The organism is Tenacibaculum sp. 47A_GOM-205m, from assembly GCF_000518405.1.
In the GTDB taxonomy this organism is placed as follows: Bacteria; Bacteroidota; Bacteroidia; order Flavobacteriales; family Flavobacteriaceae; genus Polaribacter; species Polaribacter lutimaris.
Window position 1 is genome coordinate 590,945 of the sequence record NZ_JADN01000003.1, and the last position, 26,827, is coordinate 617,771.

Here is a 26,827-nt window from a genome sequence, read left to right on the forward strand (position 1 = left end):
ATTTTAAAGCGAACTGTTCAAAAGGTTTTAATTGTTGAACTGGTCTCAATTTCGTAAGTTTGCTTTTCGTAAATTTTCTAGATGAAAGAGCAAGTAATTTTAGTTGATCAGCAAGACAATCCGATAGGATTAATGGAAAAGATTGAGGCACATGAAAAAGCTTTACTACACAGGGCATTTTCGGTATTTGTTTTTAATGATAAAAATGAATTGATGTTACAACAACGTGCTGTTGAAAAATATCATTCACCTTTACTATGGACAAATACTTGTTGTTCACACCAAAGAGATGGAGAGTCGAATATAGAGGCTGGAAAACGTAGGCTACAAGAGGAAATGGGATTTTCTTGTGAGTTAGAAGAAGTATTTTCTTTTATCTATAAAGCACCATTTGATAATGGTTTGACAGAACATGAATATGATCATGTAATGATTGGTAGATTTAACGACGAACCTATTGTAAACCCAGAAGAAGTAGCTTCATATAAATGGATGCCTTTAGAAGAGGTGAAAAATGATATAGAAAATCATCCAGAAGAATATACAGCTTGGTTTAAAATAATTTTTAAAGAATCTTACGATAAAATATCTAAGTATATTTAATATGCCCAAAGTAACAGTTCATAGAAAAGCGCATTTTAATGCTGCACACAGGTTATTTAATCCTAAATGGTCTGACGAGAAAAATCATGAGGTTTTTGGTAAATGTAGCAATCCTAATTATCATGGTCATAATTATGAGTTAATTGTTTCATTAACTGGTGAGATAGATCAAGAAACAGGTTATGTGTATGATTTAGGTAAACTGAAAGATTTAATTAAGTTGAAGGTTGAAGATGTTTTAGATCATAAAAACTTAAATATTGAAGTTGAAGAGTTTAAAAATGTCAATCCTACAGTAGAAAATATATCTGTGGTAATTTATAATAAGTTACGTGTAAGTATTCCTGAAAAATTAGACTTAGAAGTTACATTATACGAAACTCCTAGAAACTACGTAACTTATAGAGGTGCCTAATTTATGATAGACCAACTACTACGATTTACCCCAATTTTAAAACAAAAAATTTGGGGAGGAAAAAAACTAAACCAACTATTTCATAAAAACTCAGACGGATCCAATATTGGTGAGAGTTGGGAAATTTCTGATGTAGATGGAGATGAATCAATCGTTAGTAATGGTAACCTAAAAGGGAGAACATTAAGAAGTCTTTTAAAAGAATATAAGTACGATTTAGTAGGTAATTATGTTTATAAAACTTTTAGAGACGAGTTTCCTTTGTTAATAAAATTTATCGATGCTAAAGAGGTGTTAAGTATTCAGGTTCATCCTGATGATGATTTGGCAGGAATTCAGGATTCTTTTGGAAAAACCGAAATGTGGTATGTTGTTCAAGCAGATGAAGATGCCAATATTATCATTGGATTTAAAAATGATGCTACTAAACAAGAGTATTTACATCATTTAGAAAACAAAACATTGCTTGATATTTTAAATGTAGACCAAGTAGCTAAAGGCGATGTGTATTTTGTACCTCCAGGAAGAGTACATGCTATTGGAGCAGGTTTGTTAATTGCAGAAATACAGCAAACTTCAGATATTACTTATCGTATTTATGATTGGGATAGAAAAGATATTGATGGTAATTATAGGGAATTACATACTGAGAAAGCATTAAAAACGATCGATTTTACTGCTAAAGAAAATTATAAAACGTCTTATTTAAAAGAAAGTAATACCTCTAATAAAGTAGTTTCTTGTCCTTATTTCACAACAAATATTTTACCTGTAAAAGGAGAGGTAACAGTTGAATTATCTTCAAAAGATAGCTTTGTAATTTATATGTGTGTAGAAGGTGAGGTAATATTTAATTATAAGAATCAACAAGAAGTTATAAAAATGGGAGAAACCATTTTAATACCAGCTTGTATTGATACTGTTACAATCTCTTCAAAAGAACAGTCTAAATTATTAGAAACGTATATTCAATAAAAATAAGCTTAAGGTAGTATTACCCTAAGCTTATAACAAACCAGACTAACTTAATAAAGGATTGATTGATTCTAGAACAATCTTCCAAGTCATCAAGAAGCTTCTTTTACAGTATAGCTAAATACAGCTTTACAGATAATATCTTGTTTCTTTTCTTCTTTTTTTGATACTGTTATGTTTAAAACAACTTCAGTAGTACTCAATTTTTTTACATTGTTTTTAATGATAAGTTTATCATTTAAATAAGCATTTTCTAGAAGATCAAAATCAATGCTTTTAAAACTCAAATTAGATGAGTTTTTGTGTAAATTAAGTGAAGATTGAAGATTAGACTCAATCTTATCAAATAAGATAGAAGTCTTTAATACTTTGTTTTTGCTAACTTGTTTTTTGCTAACAATAAACTGATCTTTTATGTTTTGTGTAGTGTTTAATGATTGCATGATAATTATGGATTAAGTATTAGTAATTCAGGATCTCTGTAAAACGGATTTTGTACTGAGTACATAATTGCTGCTGTGTGTTTGTTAAATCGGATGTTGTTTTTTAATGTGTTCATAATGATTAAAATTTAAAATATTAGTAAATAAAAAAGGTGCTTTTTATAAAAAGCACCTTTGTAAGTTTATAGTAAAATTGATTTTATTAAAATCGATGTTTATATCTATTGTTTTGGGTGCTTTGAGTCACATATACATACTGTTTTTGCATACGGGCATTACACGAAATCGAATTGATCGTGTTAAAAATAAACGTGTATGTGCCTAAAAGCGCCTTCATAATGGCTCAAAAATAGTAAAACTTTTTAAAGATTGTACAAAACAAAGAATTAATTAATGTTAAAGTTTTGTCAACCTGGTATTTATAAACTTTTATTGTCGGTGTATAAATACGTATCTTTGATGTATAATTTCATTAATTTATGAATAATATTAAAATAATATCTTTTGATGCAGACGATACACTTTGGGTAAACGAAACTTATTTTCGTGATGCCGAAGATGATTTTGCAAAATTGTTATCAGATTATGAAACCGAAAACAAAATCCATCAAGAATTATTTAAAAAGGAAATAGAAAACCTTAAAATTTATGGTTACGGTGTAAAAGGCTTTATGTTATCAATGGTTGAGTGTGCTTTAGAGATTTCTAACTATAAAATAGCTCCAAGAACTATGGAAGGAATTCTTGAAATAGGAAAAGAGATGTTAGAAAAACCTATAGAATTACTAGATGGGGTAGAAGAGGTGTTAGAAGAATTACATGGAAAGTATAAACTAATTGTTGCTACCAAAGGTGATTTATTAGATCAAGAACGCAAGTTGGCTAAATCAGGAATTTTAAAATATTTTCACCATACAGAAGTAATGAGTGAAAAGAAAAAAGCCGATTATAAAAAACTAGTAAAACGGTTAGATATTAATCCGTCAGAGTTCTTAATGATAGGAAATTCACTAAAATCAGATGTATTGCCACTGTTGGAAATTGGAGCAACAGCTATTCATGTGCCTTTTCATACTACATGGGCACACGAAGAAGTAAGTGAAGAGCAAAAATCGGATGATTACAAAACAGTATCTAGTATTACAGATGTGTTAAAGTTTTTATAGATGAAGTATTTAGATATTGAAAACTGGAATAGAAAAGAGCTTTTTAAACATTTTAGAACTATGGCAGATCCAACTTTTGGGGTGGTTGCCGATGTAGAAGTATCAAAAACATATAAATTAGCTAAAGAAAAAGGAGATTCATTTTTTGTTCGATATCTACATGCGTGTATGAAAGCTATAAATTCAGTTGAGAATTTAAAATATAGAATTGAAGATGATAAGGTTACTATTTATGATGTAATTAATGCTTCTACAACAGTAGCTAGACCAGATACTACTTTTGGTTTTTCTTATTTTGATTATTCAGAAGATTTTGAGGTTTTTAATCAAAATTATTTAGAAGAAAAGGAACGAATAAACAATTCAATAAATTTATTACCTCCCAGATATTCGTTAGGCTGTATACATTCTTCGGCAATTCCTTGGGTGAGTTTTACGGGGCATAAAGAGCCTTTTTCTGGTAATAAGGATAATAGTGTGCCTCAACTAGCTTTTGGAAAACTTAAAAAAGAAAAAGAAAAAATATTACTTCCTGTGGCTATCAATGTAAATCATGCTTTAGTTGATGGATACCATGTTGGACAGTTTTTTGAAAAATTTCAGCAAGAATTAGATAAAATCGATTAATTTTGCATCAAAATTTATAATTATGTCAAGCGTAAAAAATTTAAAGAAAGATATCAACTATACACTAGGAGACATTATCAGTATCTGTCAAATAGCTACAGAGTTAAACCCTGAAGTTAAAAAAGCAGAAGCAGATGCTATTGTTGATGAGGTTATTGTAACTTTTGATGATTTAATTTCAAAAGTAAACGCAAAAAATGTTGAGAATAAAAAGGCTCACTACAAATCAGTAAGTGCTGAATTAGAGTCTAGAGCAAATGCTTTAATAGAGAAAGTAAACAGCTTATAAGTAATGTTATAAGTAGAGAATTATAAAAGCGAGATGATGGTCTCGCTTTTTTTTTTGATAAATTTTAACATCGGTAAAGAATATAATTTTGTAAATTACGTTCAGATATAAAACAACTTTAACCCCAATAATAATATGGCAAGAGCTATGTATGAGTACACGAAAACTGTACTTCAAAAGGTTAGTTTTAACGCAGATTTGTTTTGTAAAGAGCTAGAAAAAGCTTTAGGGAGATTACTTCCTTATGAAATAGATGAACTAACCATTTGGCTAAGACAATTTACAGCTAATAAACCTGATTTATATGTTTGTTTAGCTTTAGTTGATAAAAAATAAAAAAGGAGGCACAAAATTGCCTCCTTTTTTATTTTTTGTCTTCTTTCTTTTCACCTTTAAGCTTACGTATAAGTTTACGGTGGAATTCGTATTCGGCAACTTCAAGGCGAAGTATTTTTTTATAGGGTAGAATTTTAGTCAGTTTAGAGTAAAATTCATTTTTAGTTTCGTATTGTTCTTTTGAAACAGCGTTAATTTTTTCAATTATTTGCTTAGACTCACTTTCTGATAAATTATCGAGACCTCCATCGACCATAATTCTCTTTTTAATACTACGTCGTTCATCTCTATACAGTTGCATCATTTTTTTATCATATACATTGTATAAAGGCCAGAATTTCTCAGCTTCTTTTTCTGTTAAATCTAACTTTTCAGTAAGAAAAGCTACTTTAAATGCGCGAATTTTTTCGGAATCTCCTTTTCTTGTTTGGGCTTGGGTAACCAAGTTGCCTATGAGTAAAAACAAGAGTAAAAGTATGTTTTTTTTCATCTTATTCTATGTCGTTTAAGGGTGTTGTACTATCAAGTAAATAATTTTCTAGACTTTCATCGCTAATAGAAGCGAATAAGTCGTCTTCAATATCAGAAGTATTTATAGCTGTAGCTAGTTCTTCTGTATAGGTCTCTCCATATCCGTTTTCGAACCAAGATTCAATATCAGTAATGGTAATATCATCAAAAGTTGTTTTTTGAGTGCTGAAATAATTAATTCCGATAAAAAGTAATACTGAAGCAGCAGCTGCCATTGGTATGTATTGTAAAAACCGTTCTTTAAGCGAAATAATTTTTACGTCTTTGTTTTTTTTAGGAGCTAATTTTTCGAGAATAGAATCGTTTACACTTACAAAATAATTATCAGGAGTTGTAAACGTTCTTTCTTTAGGAAAGTTAGTAATAAAACTTATAGAAGAAAGGTTTTCTTCTACTTCTTGAAAATAATTTTCAGGAGTAGAAAAACCAGTGTTTTTACCAACTTTTTGGTTTAAAAAATCTATGCTATGTTTTAACTTTTTGTTCATTACTTTAGTAAGACTATGTTTTAGTTAAAAGGTTTAATTATAGTTTTTTATAAATTTTTCAATCTTTTTAACGGCGATATGATATGAAGCTTTTAAGGCGCCTACAGAGGTTTCTAAAACATCAGAAATCTCTTCATATTTCATTTCTTCAAAATACTTCATGTTAAAGACTAACTGTTGTTTTTGAGGTAGTGTTGCAATTGCTTTTTGTAAAATTAGTTGTACCTCGTCACCTGTGAATAATAGGTCACTGTCTAAGCTTGAAACTAACTGTTGTTGATAATCATTAATATCAATGTTTTTTTCTTTAGCTTTTTTATTGATAAAAGTGATAGCTTCATTGGTTGCAATCCGATACATCCAAGAGTATAGTTTACTATCTCGTTTAAAGTTGTCTATATTTTTAAAAATCTTAATGAAAGTATTTTGTAAAACATCATCAGCATCATCGTGAGAAATCACAATTTTTCGGATATGCCAGTACAATCGCTCTTTATATTGCGATAATAAATGCCTGAAAGCAGTCTCTTTTGTTTTAGACTGCTGCAATTGGTCTATAAGAGTAATTTCGTCAATCAACTAAAGATAGTTTAGTCGTTAGACTTTAAAGATAGTAAAAGGTTTAAAAAAGGTAGAAAATAATTATTTCAACCTTTTTGTATATCCAAACAAACGTTTTTCTTTTATGGTTTGAGGAACTCCTTTAGGAAGCATGTCTTCCCATCCATCTTCACCGTCTTTAATCATTTGTAGTACTTTTCTAGAGAAAATATGTAAAATTTCAGGGTTGAAATCTTTAATATCAATAAGTCTACCATTATTTTTAAAGAACTTATAAAGCTCTTTCATTCTTGGGTGTACTTTTAAATTTTCACTAGTAATAAACTCTTCCGTTTCTTCATCCTTGTATGGATACATATAAACTTTAAGGTCTCGATAAAATAATTTACCAAAAGCTTCAAGAATACCACCACTTAAATCTCGGTAATACTTCTCGTCAAAAATTTGAATAAGGTTATAAACTCCCATAGCTAGCCCCATACGTTCTTTGGTGAATTCACTAAAGTACTCTACCAATCTAAAATACTCTTGGTAGTTTGTAATCATTACATTCAAGCCTAAAGAACAAAGTAGTTCAGCTCTATCAAGAAAATCACGTTCATTAATTTCACCTTCAGCACGAAGATTACTTAGGGTTATTTCAAAGATTATTTTTGTTTTTTCAGGGTCTACTTTTTTCTCTTCAAAGAACAACTGTTTAGAGCGCTCAAACATATCCATGTTTACTTTAGTAACAGGACGGTAACTGCCACGTAGGGCTAAAATATTCTTTTTGTAAAGTACTTGGGCTGGTAGCATGTTGTTTCCATCAGGGCCAAACATAACGGCATTAGTCATCCCGTTTTTAACAAGTTGTAAACTCATTAAACGATTGTCTACATACATAAATCGAGGTCCAGAGAAATTAATCATGTCAATTTCTAAGCGATCCTTATCAATATTGTCATAAAAAGATTTTAATAAATCTTTAGGGTTATCGTTTAAATAGTAAGCTCCATAAATAAGGTTAACCCCTAAAACACCAAGGGTTTCTTGTTGTTGACGAGCATCTGTTTCTTTAAAACGAAGGTGTAAAACAATTTCATTATAATCTTCTAAAGGATCTAGTTGAAAACGAATACCAACCCAACCATGGCCTTTAAACTTTTTTGAGAAGTTTATGGTTGCCACAGTGTTAGCGTAACTAAAAAATAATTTGTCAGGATGTTTTTGACGGGTAAGACGTTCCTCAATCAAATCCATTTCATGTTTCAACATCTTCTTTAATCGAGGTTCCGTAACATAACGGTTGTCTTTTTCAATACCGTAAATGGCATCAGAGAAATCTTTATCATATGCACTCATTGCTTTTGCTATGGTTCCTGAAGACCCACCAGCCCTAAAAAAGTTACGAACAGTTTCTTGACCAGCACCAATTTCAGCAAAAGTTCCATAAATGTGAGCGTTTAAATTAATTTTTAACGCTTTCATTGTCGTAGTTGGTACCGTATTTATTTTTTGATCTCCTTTTAACGTAATTGCCATTTTCTAGTTTTTTGTTACGTATTACAAATGTACTGAAATTAGGAACGAACAGACAATTTTTGTTGTACTTTTGTAGTAGAAATGAAGGAAAAAAATCAATTAAAAATAACTTTTTTAGGAACAGGAACATCAACAGGAGTTCCAATGATTGCAAGTAAACATCCAGTAGCTTTGTCTAGTAATCCGAAAGATAAGCGGTTACGTTCTTCTATTTTAGTGTCTTGGAATAATATCAATTACGTAATTGATTGCGGACCTGATTTTCGTCAACAAATGATAAGGGAAGAAGTACAATCTATTAACGGGATTTTATTTACTCACGAACATGCTGATCATATTGCAGGATTGGATGAAATTCGCCCGTATTGTTTTCAAATGGGATCTGTTCCAATTTATTTATTAGAACGAGTTCTGAATGTTTTAAAAAAGCGTTATGATTATGTTTTTGCTACTGAAAACAGGTATCCAAGTGCACCAAGTGTGGCGCCAACAGTTATTTCACATCGAGAAAATTTTATGTTGGATGGAGTAGAGGTGACTCCTATTGAAGTGATGCATGGAAACTTACCAATTTTAGGATATCGTTTTAATGATGTAGCCTACATTACAGATATCAAAACAATTTCAGAAGAAGAAAAAAAGAAATTAGAAGGTTTAGATATTTTAATTGTAACAGGTTTACGAAAAGAACCACACAATACACATTTTAATTTAGAAGAGTCTTTGCGTTTTATTGAAGAAATTAAGCCTAAGAGAACCTATTTAACACACATAAGCGAGCTGTTAGGGCTGCATGATGAGGTGCAAAATGAGCTTCCTGAAAATGTGTTTTTAGCTTATGATGGATTGAGAATTAATAGTTAGTAGAACATTTAATTTATCAATACCAGTATCAATATTAATTACTCAAAGTAATTGATGAATTTAAAATTGCTTCTTATTTTTACCATAAATATTTATTGAATGAAGATTATTATTTCACCTGCCAAATCGTTAGACTTTGAAAACAAGGCAACGACAGATGTTTATACACAACCTAGGTTTTTAGAGCAATCTGAAAAGTTAAATAAGAAACTAAAAACTATTTCTAGAAAAAAGCTAGGAGAGTTGATGAAGATTTCTGATGATTTAGCAAGTTTAAATTATGATAGAAACCAAGAATGGCAGCCTCCTTTTACACTTGATAATGCAAAACAAGCAGTTTTCTCTTTTACGGGTGAAGTGTATAGAGGTATTGATGTAAATTCCCTTTCTCAAGACAAAATTCCTACATTGCAAGATAAGTTAAGAATTTTGTCAGGTTTATACGGATTGTTAAAGCCGTTGGATTTAATTCAGCCTTATCGTTTAGAAATGGGGACTAAATTAAAAGTAGGAAGAGCAGACAATTTGTACAAGTTTTGGGATACTACTTTAGCAGAATCTTTAAATGAAGAATTGACAGATAATGAATTGTTAATAAACTTAGCAAGTTCAGAATATTTTAAAGCGCTTCCTAAAAAAGTTTTGAAAGTATCAATGATTACTCCTGTATTTAAAGATTTTAAAAACGGACAGTATAAAACTATTATGACCTTTGCCAAAAAAGCACGTGGATTAATGGTACGTTATATAATTGATAATAACATTGAAACATTAGAAGAATTAAAAGGTTTTGATGTGGATGGATATGGGTTTTCTCAAGAAATGTCTACCGAAACGGAATTAGTATTTACAAGATAAATGAAACGGAAAAAAATTGCTAGGTTTTTTCTTATAGTAAGCTTACTAATAGTTGCTGTTATTTATTTTTCTAACAGAATTATAGAAAATAATGGAGAAGGAAAACTATTTAATTCTACAGAAAATATCCCTAAAAATAAAGTAGGACTGTTGCTAGGAACTGTAAAGTATCTTTCAGATGGTAGAATAAACTTATATTATCAATTTCGTTTGGATGCAGCTGTGGAATTATATAAATCTGGAAAAATTGACTTTATCCTTGTAAGTGGAGATAATGGTTCTAAAGGATATGATGAACCTACCGATTTTAAAAATGATTTAATAGCGTTGGGTATTCCTGAAGATAAAATATTTTTAGATTATGCCGGTTTCAGAACGTTAGATTCGGTTGTGCGAGTTAAAGAAATTTTCGGGCAAACTTCAGTAACAATTATCTCTCAACAATTTCATAACGAAAGAGCTTTGTATTTAGCTAAACATTTTGATATTAATGTAGTGGGGTTTAATGCTAAAGGAGTTTCCGGAAAAAAAGCACTAAAGGTTCAGTTAAGAGAATATCTAGCTAGAGTAAAAGTGTTTGTAGATATCCTCTTTAATGTAAAGCCTAAGTTTTTAGGAGAACCAATTAAGATAGTGTAATACTAACAATCTGCTAAACGTACTGTAACTGCTAAACCACCTTCAGAAGTTTCTTTATAGTTTCGGTTCATGTCTTTAGCAGTTTCCCACATGGTGTCAATTACTTTATCTAAAGGAACTTTCGATTCTTTCGGATTGGTTTCTAAAGCTAATTCAGCAGCGTTAATTGCTTTGATAGCTCCCATAGCGTTACGTTCAATACAAGGAACTTGTACCAATCCACCAATAGGATCACATGTAAGCCCTAAATGATGCTCCATAGCTATTTCAGCAGCTACTAAACATTGAGATGGTGTTCCGCCTAACAACTCGGTTAAAGCAGCAGCAGCCATGGCAGATGATACGCCAATTTCTGCTTGACAGCCACCCATAGCAGCTGAGATTGTAGCATTTTTCTTAAAGATACTACCTATTTCTCCAGCAACTAATAAGAATTTTTTAACGTGTTCAAAATCTGCATCATGGTTTTCAATTACTAAATAGTACATTAAAACGGCAGGAATTACACCAGCACTTCCATTGGTTGGAGCAGTAACCACCCTTCCTAATGCAGCATTTACTTCGTTTACTGATAAAGCTAAACAACTTACCCATTTTAAAATTTCACGGAATTTAACTTCGGTACTTCGAATGGCAGTTATCCATTCTTGTTGATTGGTGTATTCAGCATCTTTAATTAGTTTTTGATGTGTTTCAAACGCACGTCGCTTTACGTTTAATCCACCAGGTAAAGTACCTTGTGTATGACAACCAATATACATGCACTCTAGCATTGTATTCCAAATACGGTGTAGTTCTTTATCAATTTCTTCAGCAGAATTAATTACCAATTCGTTTTGATAAACAATGTCTGAAATATTTAAATTCTCTCTTTCACAATAGGCTTCAAGCTCAGTAGCTCTGTTTATTGGAAAAGGGAAGTTTTGTTTGTTAATTTCAATGTCTTCTGCTAAATGATCATCTTCTTGTACAATAAAACCACCACCAATAGAGTAGTAGGTTTCAGTAGAAATTTCTTCACCTTGAGCATAACCTCTAAAGGTCATTCCGTTTGCATGAAAAGGGAGAAATTCTCGGTTGAATTTTACAGAATCTTTTAAAAATGGAATGTTTCTTTCGTTGTTGAAAAACAACTGTTCTTTATTTTGAATATCGCTAATAATAACGTCAATACTTTCAATAGGAACATATTCTGGATCAGCTCCACTTAATCCTAATAAAATAGCTAAGTCAGTCGCGTGTCCTTTTCCTGTTAAAGAAAGAGAACCGTACAAGTCTACTTTGACTTCTTCAATTAAAAGAAATTCATTTGTTTCTTTTAATTTTTGTATCCATTGTTGTGCTGCTCTCCAAGGACCTAAAGTGTGAGAGCTAGAAGGTCCCACCCCAATTTTAAGCATGTCAAAAACGCTAATAAACTGCGACATAAGTATAAGTTGTTTGTTGGTGGCTAAAATAAAAAAATCCTGTATTCAAAAGTAAATACAGGATTTAATTTTTATTTAAAAAAGACGTATGTATTACATTCCGTAAACAGACTCTTTGTCAAATTTCTTAACTAACATGTAGTACACTACTGCACGGTATTTGTTTCTTTCAGATCTTCCAATTCTTTCCATTACTTCATCAATGGCTTTGTCTAAAGCAGGACTATCGTCTAATCCTAATTTTTTCATTAAGAAGTTTTTCTTTACTGTTTCTAACTCTTTAGAATCGCTACCAGATACTGTTTCAGCATCATTTTTGTAGATAGAAGGACCTAAACCTTTAGTTACTGCGGTTAATAATTCGGTGTTTGAACGGATATCTCTATCGTCCATAAATTTCTTATAAAGTGCTACTTTTTCGTCAAATTTACTCATGATTTTTTGTTTAAAATTAGATGTTAAATTCTCTTGAATTTTTTAATTCTTTCAAATATAGAAAAATAATTGGTTCTTTCAAATATCTTAGAGTTAATAAGCTCTTAACGTATATTTTGTTAATTAAATTGTTGAAAACAATTAGTTTTTTTGTTAAAAGGGTATTGTTCTTGTAGTAACTTTAATGTGAATTCAAATCTTTAGCCTATGTCATTATCAAAATTTGAATCTATGTTGAAAACCAATGAAGTATATTTTTTTGATGCAGTCGAGTTTGAAACAATCGTAGAGCATTATTTAAATATAGGAAAACAATCATTGGCTAAAAAAGCAGTACAACTAGGGTTGGAACAGCATCCTTCTTCAATTCAATTAAAATTAATGAAAGTAGAAATTTTAATTTTTGAAGATAAATTGCCTGAAGCAATCAAGATGCTATCTAACATAGAAGCAGTAGAACCTCATAACGATGAGGTGTTTATTCAGAAGGCTATTATCTTATCTAAAAAGAAAAAGCATACAGAAGCCATAGCAATTTTAAAAGAGTCATTGCAGTATATTGAAGATCCTGCAGATATCTGGTCTATGATAGGTATGGAATATTTATATCTAGATGATTTTGAAAATGCGCGTTTAAACTTTGCAAAATGTATTGAGGTAGATTATGAGGATTATTCTTCGCTATACAATATTGTGTATTGTTTTGATATGGAAGAAAACCACGAAGAAGCAATACGATTTTTAAATGCTTATTTAGATAGAAATCCCTATTGTGAAGTAGCGTGGCATCAATTAGGAAAGCAATATTTTGAGTTGGGAATGTTTAAAGAAGCATTAACAGCTTTTGATTATGCGGTACTTATTGATGATAGTTTTATAGGAGGATACTTAGAAAAAGCAAAAACCTTAGAAGAGTTAAAACGTTATGAAGAAGCTATAGAAAATTATTCGGTAACATTAGAACTTGATGATCCAACAGCATACGCTTATGTAAGAATAGGTGAATGTTATGAAAAACTAGATAATGTTAATGCAGCTATAAGCTTTTATAAAAAAGCAGTACACGAAGATCCGTTGTTAGATCGTGGGTGGATTTTATTAACCAATGCTTGTTATAATCAAGAAAATTATCAAAAAGCGTTACACTACATCAACAAAGCAATTCAAATAGATGAAGGAAATGTACTGTATTGGAGACGCTATGGTGATATTAATTTAAAGCTAGGTTTTTATGAAGAAGCAGTAAAAGCTTTCAATACAAGTTTGGCTCTCGGTGATAGAGAAATTGAAATTTATGTAGCATTAGCAGACATTCTGTTGTTTTTAGGTGAGTTTAATGAAGCATTAATTACTTTAATAAAAGCTAAAAAGACATATAAAGAATTTGCTGAAATTGAATATAGGCTTTGTGGTTTATTTATGATTTTAGGAAAGGAAGAATATAGTTTAACCCACCTACAAAGTGCTTTAGAAATCGATTTTGAGTATCATACCATCATAAAAGAGTTATATCCTACTGTTTTTGATAATGAAAAAGTACAAGATGTTGTTTCTAAATACAATAAAGCAATACAGTAAATAAAATTATTTTTTTAAAGTATAAGAGCTGGTTTTTTAACTGGCTCTTTTTTATTGTAGCAATGAAAGATTACAGTTGGTTTCATTTTTTGACTTAAAGTAACCAAATAAAATGAAACGTTAAATTTCAATTAAAATGCAAAAATGAATTTGTTGTTTTTTACTTAAAAATGACTAAAATTGAGTAAATTTGATATTCGTTTTATGAGAAAAATAAAAAAAATAGCAGTGATGACTTCTGGAGGGGATGCTCCAGGAATGAATGCCGCGATACGATCTGTTGTAAGGACTTGTGCCTATTATCGTACAGACTGTATGGGGATTTATAGAGGGTACCAAGGATTGATAGAAGGAGATTTAATTCCTTTAACCGCTAGGAGTGTAAATAATATTATTCATAAAGGAGGAACGATATTAAAATCGGCTCGATCAAAAGATTTTAGAACTAAAGAAGGAAGACAAAAAGCTTATGAAAGCTTAAAAAAGAATAATGTAGATGCTTTAGTAGTAATCGGAGGAGATGGTTCTTTTACGGGAGGAGTTATTTTTAATAAAGAGTTCAATTTCCCTATTATAGGAATTCCAGGAACAATAGACAATGACATTTCAGGAACAAGTCATACGCTTGGTTACGATACAGCCTTAAATACAGCTGTAGAGGCTATTGATAAGATTAGAGATACAGCTTCTTCTCATAATAGACTTTTCTTTGTTGAGGTTATGGGGCGTGATGCTGGGTTTATAGCATTAAATGCAGGTGTTGGTGCAGGTGCTGAAGAGATTTTAATTCCTGAAGAAGATTTAGGGTTAGAAAGAATGTTAGAATCGTTAAAGAAAAGTAGAAGATCAGGAAAATCATCAAGTATAGTAGTAGTTTCTGAAGGAGATAAAACTGGAAAAAATGTATTTGAACTGGCTGATTATGTAGAGGAAAATTTACCTGAATATGAGGTGAGGGTTTCTGTGTTGGGGCATATGCAAAGAGGAGGTTCTCCATCTTGTTTCGATAGAGTTTTAGCAAGTAGATTAGGTGTAAGTGCTGTTGAATTATTACTTGACGGAAAAACAAATTTGATGGTAGGGTTGAAAGATAATAAAGTAATTTCTACCGATTTAGAAAAAGCAATCAAAGGTCAACATAATATTGATACCGAATTATTACGCGTATCTGATATTATGACCACTTAAACACGAATATAAAATTTTAAATAATGATAAAAATAGGAATTAACGGATTTGGAAGAATTGGTCGATTAGCATTCCGTTCTGCAATGAAAAGAGACAACATTCAAGTTGTGGCTATTAACGATTTGTTAGATGTAGATTATTTAGCCTATTTATTGAAGTATGATTCTGTTCATGGACGTTTTGAAGGAGATGTTGAAGTAAAAGATGGAAACTTAGTTGTAAATGGACAAACAATAAGAATAACTGCGGAAAGAAATCCTGAAAATTTAAAATGGAATGAAGCCGGAGCAGAATATGTAATTGAATCTACAGGTTTTTTTACAGATAAAGATAAGGCAGCAATGCATATTACAGGAGGAGCAAAGAAAGTAATTATTTCAGCGCCTTCTAAAGATGCTAATATGTATGTTATGGGGGTAAACCATAAAGAATTAACAGCTGATGAAAATATCTTTTCAAATGCTTCATGTACAACAAATTGTTTAGGCCCATTAACAAAAGTAATTCACGATAACTTTGGGTTAAAAGAAGGTTTGATGACTACGGTTCATGCAGCAACATCAACACAAAACACGGTTGACGGACCTAACAAAAAATGGAGAAGAGGACGTTCAGTAGTTAACAATATTATACCTACATCAACAGGAGCAGCAAAAGCTGTAACAAAGGTTATTCCAGAACTAGAAGGTAAATTAACAGGTATGGCAGTAAGAGTGCCTGTAGCGGATGTTTCTTTAGTAGATTTGACTTTTAGAACAGAAAAAGCTACTTCGTTAGAGGAGATTTTAAAAGCATTAAAGGATGCTTCTGAAGGTGAGTTAAAAGGGATTTTAGGATATACTGAAGATGAGGTAGTGTCACAAGATTTTGTTTCAGAAACAAGAACATCAGTAATTGATGCTGATGCTTGTTTAGAGTTAAACGAAAACTTTTTCAAGGTAATTTCTTGGTACGATAACGAGTTTGGATATGCTACTAAAATTGTAGATTTACTAGAGTATTCAGCTTCTTTATAAAAGCATAAAATATTTTGTAATATTGTATTCCCGCTTTTGGCGGGAATATTTTTTTAAACACTATTTATGGAAATAGCAATTATAGCACATGATGGAATGAAAGCTGAAATGGTTCAGTTTTTAAACGAACACAAAGAAATTTTACATCAAAAAAGAATTCAGTTAATTTCAACGGGAACAACAGGAGAAAAAGCGGAAAAAGCAGGTTTTGAAGTGACAAAATTTTTATCAGGACCTATTGGTGGTGATGCACAAATTGCAGGTAGAGTAGCGGAGGGGAAATGTCAAATGGTGTTGTTTTTTAGAGACCCTTTAGCAAAGCACCCACATGAACCAGATATTTCTATGTTAATGCGTTTGTGTGATGTTCACGATGTACCGTTAGCTACAAATCCATCAACAGCGGAATTATTAATCAAAGCGATTTAAAAGAAAAAAGAGAAACATATAATTGTTTCTCTTTTTTAGTGATTTATTGAAATGTTTCGCTATCGGTTTGGCTATGGTTTCGTTGCGTGAAAATCCGTGAGGATTTTCCGCCGTAAACCGAAGATAGCAAATTTGCGAGGACTTTCCGAGAGGAAAGTCAGAAGCAATGAACTATAGCCGGTGTTACCTTGCGTTTTTATTCCGTTTAAATTCAGTTTGTATAAGTTTTTCAAGTTCTCCAAAGTCATATTTCAGCGTATTGGATGTAATCGAAAGAGGTGTTTCGTACATATTCATATTTGCTTTCATAAGTTTGGCTTGTAGTCCGTTTTTAGCTTTTCCGATATATTTTTCAGGGTTTACAATGTCAATCAGCAAGAATTTTGTCGACATTATTTGTTTTGTTCTGATTTCAGAAATGTCGTTCCATTCGATAAGTCCAATACTTGACGCATTTGAGTTGTCAGTTATTCCGTCCGAGTCAACAATTAGTCCAATTTTTTTGTCAAATAGTTTTTTAATTCCATAAATTCCTGTTGCACTAAAAAACAATATTCCAGTAATTCCTCCAATTCTGATAATTTCTGGGTCAGTTATTCTGAAAATGTTAGGAATAAACCTTTCGGGATTGGTCGCAATCCAAATTCCGCCGACAACAAATGCAATTGAACCTAATAAAAGCATTGCTATTTTCTTTTTACTTAATGGTATTTCAATTCTATTATTCAACTTCTGTAGATTTATGTGAGTTCAAATGCAAGGTAACAAGTTTGAGGATATGAGTTCGTTTTAATGACTTATATCCACTGATAGCGAAGTTAGCTTTTTAAAGGTTAAGAATCAAACTAAATTTACTTAACAGCAATCATACTAATTTCTACATTTACAAACTTAGGTAAGTTAGCTACTTCCACAGTTTCACGAGCAGGAGCAGTAGCATCATCAAAATACTCACCATAAACAGCATTAATTTTTGAAAAGTTATGCATATCTGAAATAAAAATAGAAGTTTTAATAACGTTTTCAAACGTCATATCAGCTGCAGCTAATACTTCTTTCATGTTTTGCATTACTTGTTTTGTTTCTGCTTCAATAGAATCTAAAACTAACTCACCAGTTTCAGGGTTAATTGCTATTTGTCCAGAAGTGTATAAAGTATTTCCGCTAAGTACAGCTTGATTATATGGTCCAATTGGAGCTGGAGCTTTATCAGTTGTGATTATTTTTTTCATTTTAGTTTGAGTTTATAAAGTTGTTTGCTTTGTTAAAAAGGAAAAGTTAGATTTTTCTTACTTTAGAATAAAACTCTATCTGGTGGTTTGTTTTTATCCCATTTTAAGTCACTTAATACAGAAGATTTAACCCCAATAAAGAAATTATAAGAAGAGTTAATACCGAAAGGAGTCCAGTTAAAGTTGAATCGCCAACTATCTAAATCTCTCGAAAAACCTAATCTTGTATAGGTGAAAGCATTGTCTTTAATGTCGTATCCAGAAGAAAAGTTAACTTTCCATTTAGGAGAAAGCTCAACATCACCACTAAACATTAATGCGTTGTTACCTATTTGACTTGTTAGTCCGTTGTTAGTATAGTTCATAGAGTAAGCTAAATTAAGGGTCCAAGGTATTTTAGCTCTGTATAACTCAGTTTCTTTTGTTTCACTTTCGTTATTTTTATTGCTGTTGTTAGGAAAGCCATTAGTTGCGCCTATACTTTCACCAAAAACATCAGGGGTATCTTGGGCTCCATTTCCATTTTTGTTATCAGAATTATCTTTACCGTCTTTATTTTTTTCAAAATCTTTACTAGAAATAGAGTAGTTTGCTGTTACTCCCAAATTAGTCATTCTAAGAAGACCACCGTTAAATTTATTAATTCTATCGCCTTTGCTGTTTACTTGATAAGGATCAAAAGTAGCATTCATGTTTAAAGCTAGTTTATCTTTAAAAAGACGTGTACCAGCGTTTGCTCTTACAGGAGACCATCGCAAACTATCCAAAGCTATATTATAACTTGTGCTGAAGTTTAAATTGTTAAGAATCGTAATTTTTTTATCTTCTTCATCACTGTCAGGGTCTTTCGGAGCTACTTTGGCTTCTAAAACATTGTTTATCGAAATTCCAATTGAGTTTGTTATTCCTCGTCCAGGTGTGTTGTATATTCCTCCTTCAAAAGGAGAATAGGTTAGCAAGTCATTAGGATCAGAACTTTGTTGTACTTGTAAATCATAATCTTTAGCAAAATTAGGACGATATCCATATGAAATAGAAGGTCTAATTGTATGACGGATTGCTTTTAAACGCCCTTTTTTAAAGTTAAATGTACCATAAATGTTGGTAGATAATGAAACTCCAAAGTTATATTCATTGTAACGCGTAAAACCGCTAATAGTATCGTTAACTGCAGCTCCTAAATTACCATCTTTGTTTACAGCTGTAGGATCATATCTCTTTTTAATTTGATCAAAATACCAAACATCTTTATAACTCACACTTGGAGATAAAGTAAAGTATTTAAAAGCCTTTAAGCTTGTATTAGTGCTCAAATTGTGTTGTATTCCTTTTTTAGCTGTTTGAAACATTTTAGGAGTAAAAAACTCATCGTCAGTAGTGTTGATTTGATACTGACCTTGCATGCTATAATTCAATCCCATTTTTTGAATAGGATTCTTTTTTACACCATTTTTACCTGCAAATGGATAAATACGATCCATGTTTAGCTGTAAAGAAGGTAAAGTCATGGAGATAGTTTCAGTATTCGTATTTTGATTATGGGTTGCAGTTACACTTAAATTAAAAGGTGTACCTACAAATTTTGTATAATATGAAATAGAAGAGTTTAAGGTGTTAGTTAAAAACTGAGAACTATTAAATTCATTCAAAGATTGTTGATAGTATTTACTACTACCTAAATTAACAGAGGCAGAAAAACGAGAGTTCGGACTTGCTTTAGAATCTTGATTATGTGTCCAACGAATATTAAAATTTGTTGACTTGTTATAATCACTCAAACCACGAATGCCTCGTATAATGTTCTCATAGCGAATACTAAAATTTCCACTAAATTTATAACGTACATAATAATTAGAGGTAGCATTTAAGCCCCAACTACCGTTGGTGTATAGATCTGCTAAAGTTGTTAAATCAAAATAATCGCTAACAGCAAAATAGTAACCTCCGTTCTGTAAGAAAAAACCTTGGTTATTACTTTCACCCCAAGAAGGAATAATAAAACCGGAAGTTCTCTTATTAGTCATAGGAAAGTAAGCAAAAGGTAAATAAACAGGAGTGGGGACATCTGCTAATACTAAATTACTTCCTCCTACAATAATTTTTTTACCAGGAACTAACTTTGCTTTATTTGTTTGTATGTAGTAATCAGGATTTTCTTTTTGAGAGGTTGTAAAACGTAATCTACGCATATATATGGTAGAGTCGTTTATGCGTTTGGTTTTTTCTCCGTAAGTTATAATTCCCGCCTGATTTGTTTTTACTCCGTAGACTAAAGCCTTTTTTGTTTTGAAGTTAAAAAGAATAGAATCTTGTTCAGATTCTTGCCCACCTTGTTTAAATTGAGGTTTTTGATGGTAACCAGTACTATCTTTAATACCCTTGGCGTACACCATGTTGTTTTTATAATCTAGTATAATTATACCAGCTTTTAAATCAATATCGGTATAAGTTACATGGGCTTTATTGTATAAGGTAACAGTTTTGTTTTTGGCGTCTTGTATGGTGTAATCTTCAGCGTTATGTGTAATTATACCATCTATTACTTCTTTTGGTTTTATAGAGTCGTTAGCAATAGTATCTCTTTTACCAATAAGAGCATTGTTTTTTAACGCGATTAAAGAGTCCTTAGGATTTGAAGAAATAGAATCTTTTTTAAGATTGATAGAATTAATTTCTTTCTTACCAAATTCTTGAGCAGAGCTTAATTGAAAATAAAAAAGACAGAAAGCTAAAAGTATGTAAGTAGGATTTGCTCGCAATATTATTAATACTATTTTTGTGTTATATTTAAAAACTTTGGCGTACTATTTGAACGCTCTTATTTTAAAATCCAAAAATAGTTAAATTTTATTGATGCAATTCTTAAATTTCCGTAAATATAATATCTCAAAAATATCATTAATTGTTATAACCTCTCTAACTGTTTTATTAGGAGAGATATCATCTGTTTTTGCACAAAAAAAATATACAGTTGTGCTAGATGCAGGTCATGGAGGAAAAGATCCAGGTAACTTAGGAAACGGATTTAGAGAAAAACATATTGCTCTTAGAGTAGCACTCGATGTAGGAAAAGAGTTATCAACATCAAAAGATATTGAAGTTGAGTATACAAGGAAAAAAGATGTTTTTGTAGAGTTACACAACCGAGCTAAAATAGCAAATGATAAGAAAGCAGATTTATTTGTATCAATACATTGCGATGCTTTTAGAAGATCAGATCCTCATGGAGCGAGTACTTTTGTGTTAGGTCTTAGTGGAAATAAAGAAAATTTAGAGATAGCAAAAAAGGAAAACTCTGTAATTTTATTAGAGGATAATTATAAGCAAAACTATGATTATGATCCTAATTCTCCTGAATCGGTAATAGGGTTATCAGTACTTCAAGAAGAAAATTTAGAAAATAGTTTAGGAATAGCAGGATTGGTACAAAATAACTTTGTAGCCCTTAAAAGAAATAATAGAAAGGTAAAGCAAGCTAATTTTTTAGTGTTGCGAGAAACTGTAATGCCTAGTGTTTTAATAGAGTTAGGTTTTTTAACTAATAAAGCGGAAGGGAGTTTTCTTAATTCAAGAAAAGGACAACTTCAAATGGCAAAGTCAATAGCTGAAGCTATAAAAAAGTATTTTGAAAGATTAAAACTGAATACAATTAGTGAAACCATTACAGTAAATGCGCCATTGATTCAAAAAGAAGAATCAAAACCAACGGTTAAGAAAGAAAATACTAAACCTGTAGAGAAGAAAGAAGTAACTCAAACAAATGAGAAAAAGGAGGAGCCAATTAAAAAAGTAACTAAAACTCCAGAGAAAAAATCTTCAGAGGTCGAATTTAAAATTCAAATTGCAGCTTCTAAAAAAAAGTTATCTACAAGTACTTTTAAAGGGGTGAAAAATGTAGAGGTTTTATTTATAGATGGTTACTACAAATATTATTACGGAAATTCACCAAGTCTTTCAGGAATAAAAAAGTTGTTGCCAGAAGTAAAAAGTAATGGATATAAAGATGCATGGGTAGTGGCTTTTAAAAACGGAAAACGAATTTCTATCAAAGAAGCATTGAAAAACCGTTAATTTAGAGGTGTTCTATATTTATACTCCCAAAATTATTATTATTTTCGCTCGTATAAATATTTTATATGTCTAAAGAACTAAAAACAGGAATTGTTGCTGTAATTGTTATAGCCTTATTTATTTGGGGGTATAACTTTTTAAAAGGGCAAGATTTGTTCAGTGCTAATACAAGACAATTTTTTGTAGAGTACAATAACATAAACGGTCTTAATGAGGCGAGTTTAGTTACAATTAATGGGTTGAAAGTAGGTAAGGTAGATCAAATTTACTTTAATGAGCAACCAGAAAAAAGAGGTAAACTAATAGTGAAAATATCGTTAGATACCGATTTTGAATTTTCTAAAAATAGTATTGCTAAAATTTATTCAGCTAGTTTAATGGGAGGTCAAAATTTAGCCATTGTTCCTAAATATGATGGAGAAATAGCTAAATCTGGAGACTATTTAAAAGGAGAGGTTGAATCAGATATATTTTCATCAGTAGGAGAAAAATTAAATCCTATTCAAGCAAAACTAGAAAATGTTTTAGTTGGAGCAGACTCTTTATTAATAGGTATAAACCAAGTTCTGGATGAAAAGTCTCGTAAAAGTTTAAATAGAAGTATTCTAGGATTAGAAGGAACTATTTATGATGTTCGTAAGACATTATCTTCAGTAAACTCTTTAGTAGCAGACAATAAATCTAATCTAGATTCTACATTACAGAACGCTAAAAATATTACTGATAATTTTTCGAAAATTTCAGAAGATTTAGCGAAAGCTAATTTAGGAGAAACTGTTAAAAAGTTAGAAACAACTTTAGTGAATGTAAATACTTTGTTAGCTGATATGAAGTCAGGAAAAGGTACTTTAGGTAAGTTAATGACCGATGAAAAAATGTACACTAACTTAACGAATGCTTCAAAGGAATTAGAAGAGTTGTTAAGAGAAATGAAACTAAACCCAAAACGTTTTGTACATTTTTCATTGTTTGGAAAAAAAGCAAAGCCATATAACGAAGAGAATAACGAGAAAAATGTAAGTAATAAATAAGCTTATATTTATAAAATCTAAAAAACTTAATAATTAAAGAACGATGGAGAAATACGTACCAAACATCTTTTTTGCACTTATTTTAATTGCAGGTATCGGGTATTTTGTAATGAATGTTCGTAAGTTGATACGCAACATTAAATTAGGAAAAGATATTGATAGAAGTGATAGAAAGCCAGAGCGTTGGAAAAACATGGCAAAAATTGCTTTAGGACAATATAAAATGGTACGCCGTCCTGTTTCTGGTATTTTACATATTGTCGTGTATGTAGGATTTATTTTAATCAATATCGAAATGTTAGAAATCGTTATTGATGGTTTATTAGGTACACATCGTGTTTTTCAACCAATTATAGGAGACGCTTTATATGGTTTTTTAATCGGTAGTTTTGAAATATTAGCTCTTTTGGTATTGCTAGCGGTTACAGTTTTTTGGTTCCGTAGAAATATTGAAAAAGTAAAACGTTTCTGGAATAAGGAAATGGAAGGGTGGCCAAAAAACGATGGAAATATTATTTTATATTTCGAAATGGTATTAATGACTTTATTTTTGGTCATGAACGCTACTGATGTTTATTTCCAAGAAGCAGGAGTAGGGAATGTAGTTTCTCAATTTGTAGCGCCTTGGTTTGATGGTTTTTCACCAGAAGCATTACACACAATTGAAAAATCTGCATGGTGGTTACACATTGTAGGTATTTTAATTTTCTTAAACTATTTATACTACTCTAAGCACTTACATATTTTATTAGCTTTCCCTAATACGTTTTTTGCAAACTTAAATCCAAAGGGACAGTTTAATAATTTAGAAGCTGTTACTAAAGAAGTAAAAATGATGATGGATCCAGATGCAGATCCGTATGCTATGCCGGAAGAAGGAGCAGAAGAGGGTGAACCAGAAAAATTCGGAGCATCTGATGTTACCGATTTAAACTGGGTACAGTTAATGAACGCATATACCTGTACAGAGTGTGGACGTTGTACTTCTTCTTGTCCTGCAAATTTAACGGGGAAAGAATTATCTCCTCGAAAAATTATGATGGATACTCGTGACCGCTTAGAAGAGGTTGGGAAAAATATGGATGCAAATGGAGGTAAGTTTGTTGATGATGGAAAGCAATTATTAAACGATTATATTACTCCAGAAGAATTATGGGCATGTACAAGTTGTAATGCTTGTGTGCAAGAATGTCCTGTAAATATCGATCCTTTATCAATCATTATGGAAATGCGTCGTTATTTAGTAATGGAAGAATCAGCAGCTCCTCAAGAGTTGAATATGATGATGACCAATATAGAAAATAACGGAGCTCCATGGCAGTATAGTCAAATGGATAGATTAAACTGGAAAGACGAAGAATAATCATTAATTATTCGATTCTCAAAAAAACTAAACAAAACAGTTCAACAATTAAACGATAAAGAATTATGAACGTACCAACAATGGCAGATATGATGGCTCAAGGAAAGCAACCAGAAGTGTTGTTTTGGGTAGGAGCTGCAGGAAGTTATGATGATAGAGCAAAAAAAATAACAAGAGCATTCGTAAAAATATTACAACAAGCTAATGTAGATTTTGCTGTATTAGGTACCGAAGAAAGTTCAACAGGGGACGCAGCAAAACGTGCAGGAAATGAATTCTTATTTCAAATGCAAGCTGTTACTAATATTGAAGTTTTAAACGCTTACGAAGTAAAAACAATTGTTACTTGTGATCCACATTCATTTAATACCTTAAAAAATGAGTATCCAGGATTAGGAGGAAAGTATAAAGTATATCATCACACTCAATATATTAGCAAGTTAATTAAAGAAGGACGTTTAACTGTTGAAGATGAAAATTTAAAAGGTAAGCGTTTAACGTATCATGATCCATGTTATTTAGGTCGCGCAAATGATGTATATGAAAGTCCGCGTGAATTAATTCGTCGTTTAGGAGTAAAAATGACGGAAATGAAGCGTCATAAATCAACGGCATTATGTTGTGGTGCTGGAGGAGCACAAATGTTTAAAGAACCAGAAAAAGGAGATAAGGATATCAACGTGTTAAGAACAGAAGATGCTTTAGAAACAAATCCGCAGATTATTGCTACGGGATGTCCTTATTGTAATACCATGATGACTGACGGTGTTAAATTTAAAGAGAAAGAAGCACAAATAGAAGTAAAAGATATTGCTGAATTAATTGCAGAGGCAAATAATTTGTAATAGCAAAAAATATAAATTGTGTTATTCCCGCGAAAGCGGGAATCTTATTTTTTAAGAATGATTAAAAACTACATAAAAGCGGCTCGCTTACGTACTCTACCACTTTCTGTTTCAGGAATAATTATTGGAGCTTTTCTAGGGTTAAATGACTCTTTTTTGAAAGTGTCCTCAGCCCTTTTTAATACAACTATTTGTGTTGGAAGAAAAAGTATTCTGGAATCCTCAATATTTTGGCTAGCAATTCTAACAACAATTGGTTTTCAAGTATTGTCTAATTTTGCTAATGATTATGGAGACGGAGTAAAAGGTACGGATAATGAAAGAGAAGGAGAAGCACGTATGGTAGCTTCAGGAGCAATTACACCAAAACAAATGAAAAATGCAATGATTGTTACAGGGGTCGTTACGACTATTATTGCTTTGCTACTCATTTATATCTCTTTTGGAAAAGACAACTTTTTATACTCGGTTATCTTCTTCGGATTAGGAATTACTTCTATTGTTGCGGCAATAAAATACACGGTAGGTAAATCAGCCTATGGTTATAGCGGATTTGGAGATGTTTTTGTATTTGTTTTCTTCGGATTGTTAGCCGTAGTTGGAACTTACTTCCTGTATACAAAACAGCTAAACTTTACAATCTTTCTACCAGCAATTACCGTAGGATTGTTAAGTACTGCGGTACTAAATCTAAATAATATGCGAGATAGAGAGAATGATGCGGTGTCAGAAAAAAATACGCTAGTGGTAAAAATGGGGGCAGAATCGGCAAAAATGTATCATTATTTTTTAATTATAGCATCTTTCGTGTTTGCATTGTTATACGTAGTTACAAAGTATCATTCACCAACTCAATTTTTATTTATTATAGCTTACATTCCTTTAGCTAAACACCTATTTTTTGTATACAAAAATAAAGAAGAGGCTTTGTTAGATGGTGAGCTAAAAAAAGTAGCTTTAAGTACCTTTTTATTTTCAATTTTATTTGGATTGGGGCAAATTTTGTAACTTCCCTGAAAAAATATGATGAAAAAAATTTTAAATCTTTTTGTAGCTTTTGTTTTACTAACAGCTTGTAATGACGGGAGTAAAAACCTTGAATCTTATGGCAGTAACAGTGCTTTAAGAGATGTAGCGACTATAGAAGAAGTAGAAGAATCAGTTGAGTTAAAAGGAAATAATGAAGCTCCAGTAGTTGAAAGAAAATTAATTAAAACAGGAGATGTATCTTTTGAAACAAGTGATTTATCTGCAACAAGAAGCCATATAGAACAAGTATTAAAAAAATACAACGGTTATATTGCTACGGATAATGAATACAAATCTTCACAAAGCATAACAACAAATTTAACGGTTAGAATTCCTTCTAAAAGTTTTGATGATTTTTTAAATGAAATTTCATCAAAAGTTTCACGATTCGATAATAAGAATATATCGGTAAATGATGTAACTGAGCAGTTCTTAGATGTTGAAGTTCGTTTAAAAGTAAAAAAAGAGTTAGAACAGCGTTATAGTGAGATATTAAAAAAAGCGTCTTCAGTAAAAGAAATTATAGAAGTAGAAAGAGAATTAAACAATGTAAGATCAGAAATAGAATCGATAGAAGGTCGCCTGAAGTATTTGCAAAACCAGGTATCCTATTCAACCTTAACAATCCGATTTTATAAAACAGAAATAAGCAAAGCATATTCAAAAAGTTATGGAAAACGCTTAACAGAAGCTTTTGGTAGTGGAATAGATAATATAAAATGGTTCTTTATTGGTTTGGTAAATATTTGGCCATTCATATTGTTAATCATCATCCTAATTATATTTATAAAAAAGCGAATTAAACGAAAGAAAGAATAGAACCTTAGAGTTTAAGGTAATATCTTATCATATTAAAACTAAAAA

The 26,827-nt window shown here is 31.2% G+C and carries 30 protein-coding genes; 20 read left to right on the forward strand and 10 right to left on the reverse strand.

The features are described from left to right. The first annotated feature begins 81 nt into the window (after positions 1-81). Genes idi through N534_RS0102835 form a run of 3 tightly spaced genes read left to right on the forward strand, consistent with a single transcriptional unit; the run spans position 82 to position 1,993 of the window. Entirely contained in the window at positions 82-603 is a 522-nt protein-coding gene (idi, locus tag N534_RS0102825; protein ID WP_028891026.1) for an isopentenyl-diphosphate Delta-isomerase, read from the forward strand. 1 nt (position 604) lies between these two features. Then, complete coding sequence (locus tag N534_RS0102830) at positions 605-1,018, forward strand: 6-carboxytetrahydropterin synthase (RefSeq protein WP_028891027.1); 414 nt, start codon at positions 605-607, stop codon at positions 1,016-1,018. A 3-nt stretch (positions 1,019-1,021) separates the two neighbouring features. Beyond that, the gene (locus N534_RS0102835) at positions 1,022-1,993 is read left to right on the forward strand and encodes a type I phosphomannose isomerase catalytic subunit (protein ID WP_028891028.1); all 972 of its coding nucleotides are present in this window, start codon (positions 1,022-1,024) and stop codon (positions 1,991-1,993) included. Positions 1,994-2,085: 92 nt separating this feature from the next. Here the strand turns inward: N534_RS0102835 and N534_RS0102840 are convergent, their stop codons facing one another. After that, complete coding sequence (locus tag N534_RS0102840; RefSeq protein WP_028891029.1) at positions 2,086-2,436, reverse strand: hypothetical protein; 351 nt, start codon at positions 2,434-2,436, stop codon at positions 2,086-2,088. Between the two features lie 479 nt (positions 2,437-2,915). Here N534_RS0102840 and N534_RS0102845 point away from each other — a divergent pair, with 479 nt between their 5' ends. The 4 genes from N534_RS0102845 to N534_RS0102860 all read left to right on the forward strand — a co-directional run bounded on the left by N534_RS0102845 (position 2,916) and on the right by N534_RS0102860 (position 4,854). Further along, complete coding sequence (locus tag N534_RS0102845) at positions 2,916-3,602, forward strand: HAD family hydrolase (protein WP_028891030.1); 687 nt, start codon at positions 2,916-2,918, stop codon at positions 3,600-3,602. Then, complete coding sequence (locus N534_RS0102850; RefSeq protein ID WP_028891031.1) at positions 3,603-4,229, forward strand: CatA-like O-acetyltransferase; 627 nt, start codon at positions 3,603-3,605, stop codon at positions 4,227-4,229. It abuts the gene before it with no gap. A gap of 22 nt (positions 4,230-4,251) precedes the next feature. Beyond that, entirely contained in the window at positions 4,252-4,518 is a 267-nt protein-coding gene (locus tag N534_RS0102855) for a hypothetical protein (protein ID WP_028891032.1), read from the forward strand. A gap of 135 nt (positions 4,519-4,653) precedes the next feature. After that, positions 4,654-4,854 carry a hypothetical protein gene (locus N534_RS0102860; RefSeq protein ID WP_028891033.1) on the forward strand — a complete coding sequence of 67 codons (201 nt, stop codon included), beginning with the start codon at positions 4,654-4,656 and terminating at the stop codon, positions 4,852-4,854. 28 nt (positions 4,855-4,882) lie between these two features. Here N534_RS0102860 and N534_RS0102865 read toward each other — a convergent pair whose 3' ends face one another. The 4 genes from N534_RS0102865 to N534_RS0102880 all read right to left on the reverse strand — a co-directional run bounded on the left by N534_RS0102865 (position 4,883) and on the right by N534_RS0102880 (position 7,958). Further along, complete coding sequence (locus tag N534_RS0102865; RefSeq protein ID WP_028891034.1) at positions 4,883-5,344, reverse strand: hypothetical protein; 462 nt, start codon at positions 5,342-5,344, stop codon at positions 4,883-4,885. 1 nt (position 5,345) lies between these two features. Further along, the gene (locus tag N534_RS0102870) at positions 5,346-5,873 is read right to left on the reverse strand and encodes a hypothetical protein (RefSeq protein WP_028891035.1); all 528 of its coding nucleotides are present in this window, start codon (positions 5,871-5,873) and stop codon (positions 5,346-5,348) included. Positions 5,874-5,906: 33 nt separating this feature from the next. After that, positions 5,907-6,452 (reverse strand): RNA polymerase sigma factor, encoded by a 546-nt coding sequence (locus N534_RS0102875; protein WP_028891036.1) that lies wholly within the window; start codon positions 6,450-6,452, stop codon positions 5,907-5,909. A 63-nt stretch (positions 6,453-6,515) separates the two neighbouring features. Further along, positions 6,516-7,958, reverse strand: coding sequence for a hypothetical protein (locus N534_RS0102880; protein ID WP_028891037.1), 1,443 nt, complete (start codon positions 7,956-7,958; stop codon positions 6,516-6,518). An 81-nt stretch (positions 7,959-8,039) separates the two neighbouring features. Here N534_RS0102880 and N534_RS0102885 point away from each other — a divergent pair, with 81 nt between their 5' ends. From N534_RS0102885 to N534_RS0102895, 3 genes are all read left to right on the forward strand, one after another. After that, a complete protein-coding gene (locus N534_RS0102885; protein ID WP_028891038.1) occupies positions 8,040-8,822 on the forward strand; it encodes an MBL fold metallo-hydrolase in 783 nt (260 codons plus the stop codon). Positions 8,823-8,921: 99 nt separating this feature from the next. Continuing rightward, positions 8,922-9,680 (forward strand): peroxide stress protein YaaA, encoded by a 759-nt coding sequence (yaaA, locus tag N534_RS0102890; protein WP_028891039.1) that lies wholly within the window; start codon positions 8,922-8,924, stop codon positions 9,678-9,680. Beyond that, positions 9,681-10,319, forward strand: coding sequence for a vancomycin high temperature exclusion protein (locus N534_RS0102895; RefSeq protein ID WP_028891040.1), 639 nt, complete (start codon positions 9,681-9,683; stop codon positions 10,317-10,319). Between the two features lie 2 nt (positions 10,320-10,321). Here N534_RS0102895 and N534_RS0102900 read toward each other — a convergent pair whose 3' ends face one another. Further along, entirely contained in the window at positions 10,322-11,746 is a 1,425-nt protein-coding gene (locus N534_RS0102900) for an L-serine ammonia-lyase (protein ID WP_028891041.1), read from the reverse strand. Between the two features lie 93 nt (positions 11,747-11,839). Beyond that, positions 11,840-12,181: a DUF2853 family protein gene (locus tag N534_RS0102905; protein WP_028891042.1), complete on the reverse strand. Its 342-nt coding sequence runs from the start codon at positions 12,179-12,181 to the stop codon at positions 11,840-11,842. A 207-nt stretch (positions 12,182-12,388) separates the two neighbouring features. On the opposite strand from N534_RS0102905, the gene N534_RS0102910 reads away from it, so the two are divergent. The 4 genes from N534_RS0102910 (at position 12,389) to N534_RS0102925 (ending at position 16,392) form a co-directional block, all read left to right on the forward strand. Next, positions 12,389-13,759, forward strand: coding sequence for a tetratricopeptide repeat protein (locus N534_RS0102910; RefSeq protein WP_028891043.1), 1,371 nt, complete (start codon positions 12,389-12,391; stop codon positions 13,757-13,759). 204 nt (positions 13,760-13,963) lie between these two features. Continuing rightward, on the forward strand, positions 13,964-14,947 hold the full coding sequence (gene pfkA / locus N534_RS0102915) for a 6-phosphofructokinase (RefSeq protein WP_028891044.1): 984 nt from the start codon (positions 13,964-13,966) through the stop codon (positions 14,945-14,947). 23 nt (positions 14,948-14,970) lie between these two features. Continuing rightward, positions 14,971-15,963: a type I glyceraldehyde-3-phosphate dehydrogenase gene (gap, locus tag N534_RS0102920; RefSeq protein ID WP_028891045.1), complete on the forward strand. Its 993-nt coding sequence runs from the start codon at positions 14,971-14,973 to the stop codon at positions 15,961-15,963. A gap of 66 nt (positions 15,964-16,029) precedes the next feature. Then, the gene (locus N534_RS0102925) at positions 16,030-16,392 is read left to right on the forward strand and encodes a methylglyoxal synthase (protein WP_028891046.1); all 363 of its coding nucleotides are present in this window, start codon (positions 16,030-16,032) and stop codon (positions 16,390-16,392) included. A gap of 183 nt (positions 16,393-16,575) precedes the next feature. Here the strand turns inward: N534_RS0102925 and N534_RS0102930 are convergent, their stop codons facing one another. From N534_RS0102930 to N534_RS0102940, 3 genes are all read right to left on the reverse strand, one after another. After that, positions 16,576-17,121 (reverse strand): STM3941 family protein, encoded by a 546-nt coding sequence (locus N534_RS0102930; protein ID WP_028891047.1) that lies wholly within the window; start codon positions 17,119-17,121, stop codon positions 16,576-16,578. A gap of 122 nt (positions 17,122-17,243) precedes the next feature. Beyond that, positions 17,244-17,624, reverse strand: a complete 381-nt coding sequence (locus N534_RS0102935) for a Rid family detoxifying hydrolase (protein WP_028891048.1) — start codon at positions 17,622-17,624, stop codon at positions 17,244-17,246. Positions 17,625-17,686: 62 nt separating this feature from the next. Then, on the reverse strand, positions 17,687-20,383 hold the full coding sequence (locus N534_RS0102940) for a putative LPS assembly protein LptD (RefSeq protein ID WP_028891049.1): 2,697 nt from the start codon (positions 20,381-20,383) through the stop codon (positions 17,687-17,689). A 94-nt stretch (positions 20,384-20,477) separates the two neighbouring features. Here N534_RS0102940 and N534_RS0102945 point away from each other — a divergent pair, with 94 nt between their 5' ends. The 6 genes from N534_RS0102945 (at position 20,478) to N534_RS0102970 (ending at position 26,782) form a co-directional block, all read left to right on the forward strand. Further along, the gene (locus N534_RS0102945; protein ID WP_028891050.1) at positions 20,478-21,695 is read left to right on the forward strand and encodes an N-acetylmuramoyl-L-alanine amidase; all 1,218 of its coding nucleotides are present in this window, start codon (positions 20,478-20,480) and stop codon (positions 21,693-21,695) included. Positions 21,696-21,760: 65 nt separating this feature from the next. Next, positions 21,761-22,726 carry an MlaD family protein gene (locus N534_RS0102950; RefSeq protein WP_028891051.1) on the forward strand — a complete coding sequence of 322 codons (966 nt, stop codon included), beginning with the start codon at positions 21,761-21,763 and terminating at the stop codon, positions 22,724-22,726. 43 nt (positions 22,727-22,769) lie between these two features. Beyond that, the gene (locus tag N534_RS0102955) at positions 22,770-24,089 is read left to right on the forward strand and encodes a (Fe-S)-binding protein (protein ID WP_038005257.1); all 1,320 of its coding nucleotides are present in this window, start codon (positions 22,770-22,772) and stop codon (positions 24,087-24,089) included. Positions 24,090-24,154: 65 nt separating this feature from the next. Then, the gene (locus tag N534_RS0102960; protein WP_028891053.1) at positions 24,155-24,934 is read left to right on the forward strand and encodes a (Fe-S)-binding protein; all 780 of its coding nucleotides are present in this window, start codon (positions 24,155-24,157) and stop codon (positions 24,932-24,934) included. Between the two features lie 57 nt (positions 24,935-24,991). Next, a complete protein-coding gene (gene menA, locus N534_RS0102965) occupies positions 24,992-25,942 on the forward strand; it encodes a 1,4-dihydroxy-2-naphthoate octaprenyltransferase (RefSeq protein ID WP_038005260.1) in 951 nt (316 codons plus the stop codon). A gap of 15 nt (positions 25,943-25,957) precedes the next feature. Next, the gene (locus N534_RS0102970) at positions 25,958-26,782 is read left to right on the forward strand and encodes a DUF4349 domain-containing protein (RefSeq protein ID WP_081728267.1); all 825 of its coding nucleotides are present in this window, start codon (positions 25,958-25,960) and stop codon (positions 26,780-26,782) included. Positions 26,783-26,827: the final 45 nt, after the last annotated feature.